This window comes from Nocardia brevicatena NBRC 12119, from assembly GCF_000308495.1.
In the GTDB taxonomy this organism is placed as follows: domain Bacteria; phylum Actinomycetota; class Actinomycetes; order Mycobacteriales; family Mycobacteriaceae; genus Nocardia; species Nocardia brevicatena.
On sequence record NZ_BAFU01000010.1, the window covers coordinates 1 to 11,024 of the forward strand.

Below are 11,024 nucleotides of genomic sequence, written 5' to 3' on the forward strand. Positions count from 1 at the left end.
GCGGCTCAGTAACTGAAAACCTACGCCTGATTCGGGATTTCCTTGAAGCTTCTAGGTGTGCATCCGGAGAAGGGCTTTGGAGCGTGGCGTTTGCGGGTTGCCCGAGGGGTTCTTGTGTACGCGCGGTACCAGCAGGTTATGGCCCGTCGCGGGGGTCTTCCCGGACGGGCCTCGGGTAGCCTTCGAATAGCTGGCACCTCATCCGATGGTCTGTACCACCCATTGTGTGGCGTACGACACGTTTTTCCCGCGGCTGGGATGAACGTTCAACCCAGCCGCTCAATTGTGGTGTAAGTCCTATAGACGTTCGATGATCGTTCCGGTGGCGAGGGCGCCGCCGGCGCACATGAGCACCATTGCGATGGTGCGGTCGGACCGTTCCAGTTCGTGTAGCGCGGTGGTGATGAGCCGAGAACCGGTGGAACCCACCGGATGTCCGAGTGCAATGGCTCCACCGTTGACATTCACCCGGTCCATATCGGGCTCGTGGACCCGGGCCCAGGACAGCGGCACGGAGGCGAACGCCTCGTTGATCTCGAAGATATCGATATCGCTCATGCTCATACCGGAACGTTCGAGCAGTCGGGTGCACGCCTGCACCGGGCCGTCGAGATGGAATTCCGGTTCCGCCCCCACCAGGCATTGGGTGCGGATTCGCGCCCTAGGCCGCAAACCGGCTCGTTGGGCGGCCTTTTCGTCCATGAGCAGAACCGCCGCGGCACCGTCGGAGATCTGCGAAGAGGTGCCCGCGGTATGGATTCCGCCCTCGAGTACCGGCTTCAGCTTGGCCAGGCTCTCCAGGTCGGTTTCACGCAGGCCCTGGTCTCGTGTGACATCGATCTTCTCGCCGGTGGGGTTGCCTTCCTTGTCGACCGCCGGGGCGGTCACCGGCAGGATCTCCCGATCGAACCGACCTTCGGCCCAGGCCTGAGCCGCCAATCGCTGTGAGCGGACGCCGAAAGCGTCGATGTCTTCGCGGGTTATCTCGCGCCGCTTGGCGATTTGCTCGGCCGCTTCGAACTGGTTCGGCATATCGATATCCCAAGATGCCGGCCGACGCGGTCCGGCATGCTCACCGACGTTTGCTCCCAACGGAACTCGGCTCATGGCCTCGACGCCGCACGCGACACCGATCTCGATGGCATCGGCGGCGATGAGACCGGCGATCAGATGGTTGGCCTGTTGAGCCGAACCGCACTGGGCATCGATGGTCGTGCAGCCCACCTCCCAGGGCAGTCCGGCATGCAGCCACGCGGTGCGGGTGATGTTGTTGGACTGTTCGCCGGCCTGGGTGACGCAGCCGCCGATGGCCTGTTCGACCTGTCCCGGATCGAGATGGGCGCGGTCGAGCAGACCGCGCTGGGCCAGGCCCAGGATCTCGGCGGCGTGTAGGCCCGACAGCCATCCGTTGCGCTTGCCGATGGGGGTGCGAGCGGCCTCGACGATAACGGGTGTGCCCATCTCCAACCTTTCCCTACGAACAGAAACTGAAACGTGTTCACACTGATCACGGGCGGGGTCTGTCCTGTTTCTTTCCTCATTCTCCCGCCTGTGCTTCAATGATTGTAGAACGTGTTTCAGTTATGTCGAAGGAGACGACTGGTGGTAGATACGGTGAATGCCCGACCGAACCTGCCGGACGGGTTCGACGTCACGGACCCCGACATCTACGCCCAGCGGGTCCCGGTCGAAGAGTTCGCTGAACTCCGCCGGACCGCGCCGATCTGGTGGAATCCGAAGTCCTCCGAGGCCGGCGGTTTCCACGACGACGGTTTCTGGGTGGTGAGCAAGCTCGCCGACGTCAAAGAGGTCTCCCGGCGCAGCGATGTATTCTCCACTTTCGAGAACACGGCTATCCCGCGCTTCAACGACGATATCCAACGCGAACAGATCGAACTGCAGCGTTTCGTCCTGCTCAATATGGACGCCCCCGAGCACACCCGGATGCGCAAGATCATCTCCCGCGGCTTCACCCCGCGCGCGATCAACGCGCTGCGCGCCGAGCTGTCCGCCCGCTCCGAGGCGATCGTGAAGGCCGCGGCCGAGTCGGGTTCGGGCGATTTCGTCACCCAGATCGCCTGCGAGCTGCCCCTGCAGGCCATCGCCGAGCTGATCGGCATCCCCCAGGAAGACCGGATGAAGGTCTTCACCTGGTCGAACGAGATGACCGGCTACGACGATCCGGATATCGATATCGACCCCGTCAACGCATCGACCGAACTGCTGGGCTATTCGTATGTCATGGCCGAGGCCCGCAAGGCGTGCCCGGCCGACGATATCGTCACCACCCTGATCGAGGCCGATGTCGACGGCGACAAGCTGAGCCCGGAGGAGTTCGGCTTCTTCGTCATCCTGCTGGCCGTCGCGGGCAACGAGACCACCCGCAACGCCATCACCCACGGCATGATCGCCTTCCTGGAGAATCCCGACCAGTGGGAGCTGTACAAGAAGGAGCGCCCCGCCACGGCCGTGGACGAGATCATCCGGTGGGCCACCCCGGTCACCTCGTTCCAGCGCACCGCGCTCGAGGACACCGAACTGGGCGGTGTTCAGATCAAGAAGGGGCAGCGGGTCGTCCTGCTGTACCGGTCGGCGAACTTCGACGAAGACGTCTTCGAGAACCCGGACAAGTTCGACATCATGCGCAAGGACAACCCGCATGTCGCCTTCGGCGGCACCGGGGCCCACTACTGCATCGGCGCCAACCTGGCCCGTCTGGAGATCGACCTCATCTTCAACGCCATCGCCGACCACCTGCCCGATATCACCAAGATCGGTGATCCCAAGCGGCTGCGCTCGGGCTGGCTCAACGGCATCAAGGAGTTCCCGGTCGACTACAAGACCTGCCCGGTGACCGGCGCGACCGCGAGCTGAATCCTGTCGAACCGACGCTACGGCGCCTCCCGACGAGCGACCGAACCACCTCGTCGGAGGCGCCGTAACGTCGTTCGGCTCCGGACGGAAGAGGCGCTCGAGGCGGTGGGCCGTCTCCGCGGTTCCGCGGAGACGGCAATGTCCCGAACCCGCCGGAATCGGTATGCGGGGCGGCTACACTCGGGCTCCATGTCGAGTAAGGGCCGACAATATCGCGGTGATTTCCCGAATATCGCGGATGGCTTTGTCGGTAGAGGCCCGGAGTTGGATCGAATAAGAACCCTGCTGGGTTCGGCCCGGCTGATCACCCTGCTCGGCATGGGCGGTATCGGGAAAACCCGCCTCGCGGCCGAAGCGGTCGGCCAATTCCGCAAGGCCACGCGGACCCCGGTGCACTGGGTGCGGTTGGCAAGGCTGGCCAAGGGGGCCGGACGCATCGCGGTGGAAGAAGAGGTCGCACATGCCGTGCTCGACGCCGACTTCTCGGGACGGTCGGTGTGGGACACCCTCGTCGACAGGCTCGCCGGCAAGAACGCGGTGGGTCGAGACCTGCCGACCGTGGTGGTGATGGACAACTGCGAGCACGTGCTCATCGGTGCCGCCTCGCTCATCGAGGCGCTGCTGGACGCGGTACCCGGCCTGGTCGTCCTGGCCACCAGCCGCGAACCGGTGGGATGGGTCGACGAACACCTCATAGAAGTTCCTCCATTGTCGCCGCAACAGGCCCTGACCCTGTTCCGTCGGCGCGCGGAGCTCACCGGTCATACCGTGACCCACAAGGATCAGGTCGCGACAGCCGAGCGGATCTGCCGCCACATGCACAACAATCCGCTCTACATCCGGCTCGCCGCCGCACGGCTGCGCCGCCAGCCGTTGGAGGCGATTCTCCGAGAGCTGAACGGCGGCGCGAGCGACAGGCGGATGCGATGGTCCCGGGCATGGCGAACGGGAACGGACACACGGCACGAGCGGATCTCCGACGTGATCGCCTGGTCGTATGACCTGTGCACGGACAAGGAACGCCTGCTGCTGGCGCGGATGTCGGTATTCGCCGCGGGCTCCGAAATCCTGCGCGTGGTGCGCGACTCGCTCGGGTACGACCCGAGTCCGGAGAACGGCGGCCACTTCGGGTTCGATGTGGGGGCCGACCTGGAAGCCATCGAAGCCGTATGCGCGGATGACGGGGAGCACGCCCGAGACGCTGCTGTGAGCGTGGCGAAGGAGGAGATCGAGGGACTGCTCGAACGCCTCGTGGACCAGTCGCTGGTGTCCCAACACAGGACCGAGACCAGCGTGCGGTATGCGCTGCTGGAAACGATCCGCGTGTTCGCCCGTCAACAATTGCGGGAATACTCGACCAGCGGGGTGGACGAACCGGCGCGGGTGGGCCGGCGGCATCGGCAGTACTACCGGAACAAGGTCTTGCAGGCGTATGCCATCTGGTACGGCCCGGCGGAGCTGGAGCAACTGGAATGGGTGCGCGCCTCGTGGGACAACATCTTGGTCGCTATCGAGGGAAGTCTCACCACACCGGAGGAATCGGTGCTCGGTGTGGAGATCTCGGTAGGACTGATGGCGCTGCGGGCGCCCTGGTTCAACGGATCGTTGCGGGAAACCCGTCAATGGGCGGAACGTACGCTGGAGGCGAGTCGCACCCACGCGACACGGCCGACCGAACTCCACACGGTGGCGATGGCCTTGATCGGGTGGCTGGCCCTGTGGCAGGGGCAACGCGCGGACACCGAACGAATACTCCAGGACTGCATTGCCGCCTGCACGGACGATCCGGCGATACGGCGGGACTGGCGCCGGAATCCCGACATCGACCTCGGCCTGCCCGCCCCGTTCGAACTCGTATGGGGCCAGGAACTGATGGTGATGCACCGCGACCCGGCCTCCATTACCGTACTGGCGCGCGCCCGTGAGAAGTCCCGCGACCTCGGCGACCGCGGCGCCGAGGCGATGGGCAGACTCCTCGAGGCCATGGCCACCGGCTTCTTCGGATCGGCGGAACAGGCATTGACGCTCGCGCGCCGCAATGTCGACGATTTCGCCGCGGCCGGGGCGCTGTGGTTGAAATCTTGGGCGGAGATGATATTGGCGCTCGCCCTGACCAAACACGGTGATCCGACCACGGCGTTGTCGGTGGGGCGTACGGCGCTGACGCATCTGGTCTCCGTTCGCGACCACTGGGGCGCGGCCTTGGCAGTGCATATTCGGTGTTGGTCGTTGGCGCGGATCATCACCGACTCGATCGCCGCGGGCGGCACCGACAAGGACGGACTCGTTGCCCTGGCGACCGAGACGGCTCGGCTTGTGGGAGGAGCCAGGGCGCTGCGGGCCGAGGTGGGAACGAATATCGAAGGGCTGGGGCCCTTCGCCGACGAAACCGACAAGGCCATCGACACCGCCCGCGGCGTACTGGGGCCCGAGGCGTTCGCCGCCATCGAGAAAGAGGGTGTTGCCCTACGCCCCGAAAAAGGTGAGGTCCAGCGTCTGGCACTGGGAACGCTACCTATGGGCAGGACGCCGGCCGGCGGTAACGCCCGCACCGGTACCCGACACCGTTGGGACGAACTGACACGGGCCGAGCAGGAGGTGGCGACATTCGCCGCGGCGGGATGGACGAATACCGCCATCGCGGTACGCCGGGGAAGTTCGGGCCGAACCGTCGATGCGCAGATGGCCGCCATCTTCCACAAACTGATGATCACTTCCCGAAAGGAGATCGTCCCGTTCGTTCCGGAGGGCATGATCGACGAGGTTCGGCCCCGAACGGAGCACCGGCAGCGCCACAGTGGTGAGCGGCATTACCGGTCACGGCGAGAATGACCTCGACGAGGTTTGCGTACCGGGCGGACAACCGCCGGTACCGACGTGCTGTCGCGACCCGGAGACACAGCCCGGGATTCGTGCAGCGTGTCGATAGCGGCATCAGGGTTGCCGTTCAGTAGAGGGGGAAATCATCACTCCCACCTCCGGATGTACCGATCTACGCCGTATCCGTCGGTGAGGGCGTGTGGTCGGGTGCGGGCCGGGTGTGCTGGATCCACTGCCGGTAGGTTTCGTGCCGGAACTGGTAGGCAGTGCCGTTGATACGGAGCAGACCGCTGCGACGGGCCCAATCGAGGAACACGAGGGGTCGCTTCGAGAATTGTCTCGTGAATCGGAAAACGAGCACCGCGATATAGAAGCGGCCCGCCGCGAGTCCGACTACCAGCCCGGTGGTGAGTCCGGCCGCCGCCCCGAACGAGAGCCCGAGCGTGAGTACGACCGCGAACTCGGCGGTGAACCCCTCCGCGACCTCGAACGTGAGTCCGCCCACGAGCGAGGCGGCGGGCACGAGCAAAACACCGATGAAGGCCGCGGCCTGGATATCCTCACGAATAAGTCGCCGTTCATCGACCGCAAGAGCCAACTGGTCTTCCGTGTCTGCGCTCAACCCGACCGACATCCCGACCACGGGCCCGAGCGTGAACCCGGCCACCAGCGCGGGCGCGAGGGCGGCCACTGGTATGGCCCCAACCAGGACCCAGGCGCCGATCGAGAGCACGGTGCCAACTCCGGTCACGATCCCGGTCGTGAGCCCCCGCCACCATCGAGACCGAGCGGGCACCCTCCATGCCATATGATTCGCTTCGGGAAACGAAGCGCTCCCGGCCGCGTACCCGGCCATCGACCCGAGCACCAACGCGAGTGCGGGCGCGTCCGTGCGGCCGAGAGTGAGCCCGACCGCAAGCTCGAACATGAGCGTGGCCGCCATCCCGACCGCGAGCCCGTGCAGAACGCGAACGCGGGTGATATCCGCGATCTCCCAGATTTCGTCGAGCCGGATGGCGGTGCCGTCTCGACCGGTGTCGCGGCGGTGTTGGAGGCAGCGGGCCAGTGACCGCAGCCATTTCTCGACATTGTCACTGGTGTAGTCGCGGTACTCCTCGATATCGTCGGTGGCGGCGACAGCGGCGGGGATCTGGACGGCGAACAGCAGATCGCGGACGGCATCGGTGTCGGGACAGTCGATGAGCCGGCCGGCGACGGTGGGGGTGTGGCGCAGGGTGGTGGCGGTGAGGCCGAGGAGCCAGGGTGTCTGTAGGGCGGTGGCCAGGGGTCCGTCGGGATGATCGCGAATATGGGTGGTGAGGTCGGTCCAGTCGGAGTGAGTGGTGCCGATGTCGTGTCGGTAGGTGGTGAGGTACTCGGTGATCTGATTCGAGAGTAGGGGTTGCAGGGTGACGGTGGTGGCGCCGTGCAGGCCGTGGTCCTCACCCAGACGCATCAGGTACTCGAATTCATCGGTGCGGCACAGGACGACTACGGGTCGGTCACGCCACAGACCGCGATTGAGCAGGCCCAGCAGGGCACGGGCCCGCGATCCCGCACCGTCGTGGGTGTCCATTTCGTCGAGACCGTCGATCACGGGAAGGACGAGGCCGCGGTCGACCATTTTCCGAGCGGCATTGGGGCGGAGAGAATAGTCGTAACCGAGGCGGGTGGCCAGCCACCGTGAGAAGTCGTGTCCGCCGTCCCAGCCGGCGGCGTTGACCCGTACCGGCACCGGTTCCTCGGCGCGGCGAGCGTCGGCCAGATCCCAGCGCAGGGCCAGCAGCCTCGACACCAGATACGTTGCGGCCACGGTTTTGCCGCTACCCGGGACGCCGAGCACGACCAACCGGCGCCGGTGTGGCCGCTCCAGCAGATCGAAGTAGTCGCCGATCTCCTTGACCGTGGCCGAATCGAGTACCTCACCAGGTCGATGTGGTTGCGGCGCAGCGCGGAACTCGACATGCGCCAACGAACTGGCCCCGGCCCGTAACTCCCGCCGCAGGCGCTCCTCTTCCCGCTTGACCTGCCCTGCCAGCCGATCGGCCAGGACCGCGATCGACATTCTGTCGGTGTTCGGTCGCCACCACCGGTAGAGCACCACCAGCGGTCTGAACAGTGTCGCCAACAGCCGGAACACCCACCCGATTTCCATACCAGCCACGCGTGACAGCTTGCCGGCCAACGAGTTTCGACACCCGGTTTCGACAAAACACATCCGTGCCCGAGTCGGCGAGCGAACACGGCGTGGCGGTGTGTTCCTTCGCTTCGATACCGCTCACCGCGACGCACCTGGACACCGCCGTGGCCAAGGCCCGCGAGCGGTACTCGCAGCTTCTCGCACTCGAACGTTTTGCCCAGGCCGCCGACGCGCTCGCCGCGGTCCTGGAACAGGCCGCCGAGGCGCGCGGCGTGGACAATGCCGAGGTCCTGGAGTTGCGGCGGGAAATGGCCGCCGCATGGATGCTCGCCGGCGAGCACCGCCGCGCGCACCGAGTTGGAGGCGTTGGCCGAGGCGTACCGCCGGGTGGAGGGCAAGTTCAGCCAGTCGGCGTGGGATGTCCGCGCCGCGGCGGTCCGGTGTCAGATGCAGCTCGGCGATATCGACGGGGGACCGACCGCCATGCGCGCCCTGCTTGCCGAGGTCGTCGCGGCCGACTGCGACAGCAGCGAACTCGCCCTAGAACTACGGCTCGACCTCGCCGAACTGTTGGCGGGCACCGGTGATGTGACAGGCGCGCTCGAGCTGCTCGAACCCATGCACGCCGACCTGTGCATCCTGCGCGGTGTGAACGACGAGTTCACCGTGGCCGTCGCGGAACGAATCGACGAACTGCGCGACCTCTACCCACACTGAGTAACAGCAGGTCGAAGGCTTGGAGAGGGGAGAGGCATGAGCGCGAGGAAAGCTGACCGCTGGTCTATGGAAAGCGCCTTCTGTAAGCGGCCGAGCGTCGCGGACTACGAGCGTAGGGCCAACGACTACGCGGCGAACCCTGTCCGGGATATAGAGGTTGTCGGGCCTATGGAAATCGGTATGACTGCCCTACGGAAGGGCCGCCCTGCCGGCATCCGGTAGAGGAAGATACCCGGGTCGGTACGGCTCCCTGAAGCCTTGCGGGAGCGTTTGGTCTCTCGGACCGAGTGTGAGAAAGCCACACCCAAGCAAGGTCATCCGACGAGCGGTCCCGAAACGCCTGGATCGGCACTCCGGGTAACCAGACGCGTCACCTCGAACACAGTCGGGAAATAACCTACACATTGTATAATGCTGAAGATATACTCGGTGCGTGTGGAACGTGATCCTGATGGACGAGGTCGATGAGTGGTTCGTCGCCTTGGCTCGCACCGATGCCGAGCAGGCCGCTCGGGTCGAGGCGGCAATCGACACGCTCGCCGATGAGGGACCGCTACTCGGGCGGCCTTGGCGGACCGGATCAAGGGATCACGGCTGCACCATTTGAAAGAGCTTCGGCCGTTGGCGACCAACATAAGGATCCTGTTCGTCTTCGACCCGGACCGTCAGGCAATCCTACTGGTCGCCGGAGACAAGGCAGGGCAGTGGAAACAGTGGTACACCGACAACATCCCGGTAGCCGAGGCGCGCTACCAGCGGTGGCTCGACAGGAAAGGTGAGGACGATGGCCCGTAGTTGGAAGGATGTGAAGGCCGACGTGCATGCACAGGGATTCGTCGAGCCTGCGCGTGTTGCCGAGGCGAAGCGGGAGATCGAAGGGGCGCAGCGGGCCTATCGCCTGGCGCAGGTTCGTAAGGCCCAGGCGCGTACGCAGAGCGAGATCGCCAAGGTGATGGGCGTTACGCAAGCGCGGGTGTCCAACATCGAGCGGGGCGACATGTCGCATATCGAGCTCGGCACATTGGATGCCTACGTTCGTGCTGTCGGAGGACGGCTGCGCGTGGTGGCCGAATTCGGCAACGGCGACACCTTGACTCTGCAGTAACCGCAAAGGTTCGGCCCTTCGGTATTTCTCTGACGCAATAATTGGTACGACGTTTCGGCCGGCCACCGTGCCGGTAATGCTCTTCCGTCCGTGATCAGATGCTGATGCCGATCCAGCGTGCGAATGAACCCAGACTGTCCGTACGACGCCGCTCGGCCGCCGCGATTCCTTGCAGCGTTTCCCGTACGTTCGGGTGCAGGCGGGTCTGCTGCGGGGCAACTCGTCGGGCCCTTTGCAGCGATTTCAACGCCTCGTCCGGCTGTCCGGCGAGTAGCCATGCCCTCGCATTGTCCTGCCAGTGATGGCCGGCCCTCGGCGCCGCCATATCAGTAGGCAGCGACAGCGCGGACCCGTCTCGCGCCGCCTTACCTGGGTCGCCGGCCTCCAACTCGACCGCACACGCGTGCACTTCGACATTGCCGGGACCGAACATCGTCGTATACAGGTCGGATTCGTGGTGCATCGGCTGCGCGATGCGCCGTGCCTCACCGATGTGGACGTTGGCCAGGTCCAGGTTGCGTGCCCGTGCGGCGACCATCGCTCCGCGCAGGTGCCCGTATCCGCGTAGTACCCGTTCGGACTCGGTGTTGCCGACGACCAGGCCGAGTCCTTGTTTCACCAGCGACATCGCGACATCTGTGGAACCGTGCGACATCAACAGCCGTGCGCGCTTCATCAGACTGCGGACCGCGAACCCCGGATCGTTGGTATGTGTGGCCGCCCAATCCAGGCGATCGAGTACCAGCGTGGTCAGAGAGGTGTAGCCGAGGCGGCAGCACGCCCCCTCCGCCACTATATAGGCGTTGCACAGTAACCCGTAGACGCGGCGCTTCTGTGCCTCATCGGAGGTGGCGTGCAGCGCACCGTACAGTTGGCGGACCAGAGTCGGTAGCATCGCCATCGCCCGCCGTGTCCGGTCGTCGCGGATCGCGGTCTCGATCTCGGACATGGTCGCGCGGAGCTGCCCCTCGTTCGGCGGTTCGACCGGACGCACGTACGCGCCCTCGGCGAGGATCGTGCGCAGCTCGGCGAGGCCTTCGAGCGGACCGTCCTCTTCCAGGGTTTCGTAGTAGGGCGTGCCCTGTAATAGCTCTGGCTCGACGCCGAGAGCGGCTGCCGCCGCGGAGACGAACGCCGGAGACGGCGTATCGCGGCCACGCTCGACGGCGCGCACGGTGTGCACGCTGTAGTCCATCTTCGCGGCCAACTGTTCCTGGGTGAGGTAGGCGAGTTTCCGTTGCTCGGCGATGCGCTCACCGATTCGTTTCTGTGTCACGACGCAGCCCCTGATTCTGATCGGAATCCCCTCTGGCACGAGAGTAGCGGGTCTTCGGCGTCAAGGTTCGGCGATGAACTATCAGTTCGCTA

General features: G+C 65.2%; 7 protein-coding genes and 1 pseudogene. 5 read left to right on the forward strand and 3 right to left on the reverse strand.

What is annotated here, in order from left to right; genetic code table 11:
- Positions 1 to 297: 297 nt before the first annotated feature.
- Complete coding sequence (locus ON20_RS02095) at positions 298 to 1,461, reverse strand: steroid 3-ketoacyl-CoA thiolase (protein WP_040833133.1); 1,164 nt, start codon at positions 1,459 to 1,461, stop codon at positions 298 to 300.
- A gap of 141 nt (positions 1,462 to 1,602) precedes the next feature.
- On the opposite strand from ON20_RS02095, the gene ON20_RS02100 reads away from it, so the two are divergent.
- Entirely contained in the window at positions 1,603 to 2,874 is a 1,272-nt protein-coding gene (locus ON20_RS02100) for a cytochrome P450 (protein ID WP_040833134.1), read from the forward strand.
- Positions 2,875 to 3,063: 189 nt separating this feature from the next.
- Positions 3,064 to 5,706, forward strand: coding sequence for an ATP-binding protein (locus ON20_RS02105; protein WP_218002413.1), 2,643 nt, complete (start codon positions 3,064 to 3,066; stop codon positions 5,704 to 5,706).
- Positions 5,707 to 5,866: 160 nt separating this feature from the next.
- Here the strand turns inward: ON20_RS02105 and ON20_RS02110 are convergent, their stop codons facing one another.
- Positions 5,867 to 7,849 (reverse strand): NACHT domain-containing protein, encoded by a 1,983-nt coding sequence (locus ON20_RS02110; RefSeq protein ID WP_245546956.1) that lies wholly within the window; start codon positions 7,847 to 7,849, stop codon positions 5,867 to 5,869.
- Between the two features lie 264 nt (positions 7,850 to 8,113).
- Here ON20_RS02110 and ON20_RS32710 point away from each other — a divergent pair, with 264 nt between their 5' ends.
- The 3 genes and pseudogenes from ON20_RS32710 (at position 8,114) to ON20_RS02130 (ending at position 9,656) form a co-directional block, all read left to right on the forward strand.
- Positions 8,114 to 8,551, forward strand: coding sequence for a hypothetical protein (locus tag ON20_RS32710; protein WP_157228647.1), 438 nt, complete (start codon positions 8,114 to 8,116; stop codon positions 8,549 to 8,551).
- Between the two features lie 451 nt (positions 8,552 to 9,002).
- A pseudogene (locus tag ON20_RS02125) lies at positions 9,003 to 9,346 on the forward strand (type II toxin-antitoxin system RelE/ParE family toxin).
- Positions 9,336 to 9,656 (forward strand): helix-turn-helix domain-containing protein, encoded by a 321-nt coding sequence (locus tag ON20_RS02130; protein WP_040833140.1) that lies wholly within the window; start codon positions 9,336 to 9,338, stop codon positions 9,654 to 9,656. The pseudogene ON20_RS02125 and the gene ON20_RS02130 overlap by 11 nt, the downstream one beginning before the upstream one ends.
- A gap of 94 nt (positions 9,657 to 9,750) precedes the next feature.
- Here ON20_RS02130 and ON20_RS02135 read toward each other — a convergent pair whose 3' ends face one another.
- Positions 9,751 to 10,932, reverse strand: a complete 1,182-nt coding sequence (locus ON20_RS02135) for a helix-turn-helix domain-containing protein (protein WP_245546955.1) — start codon at positions 10,930 to 10,932, stop codon at positions 9,751 to 9,753.
- Positions 10,933 to 11,024: the final 92 nt, after the last annotated feature.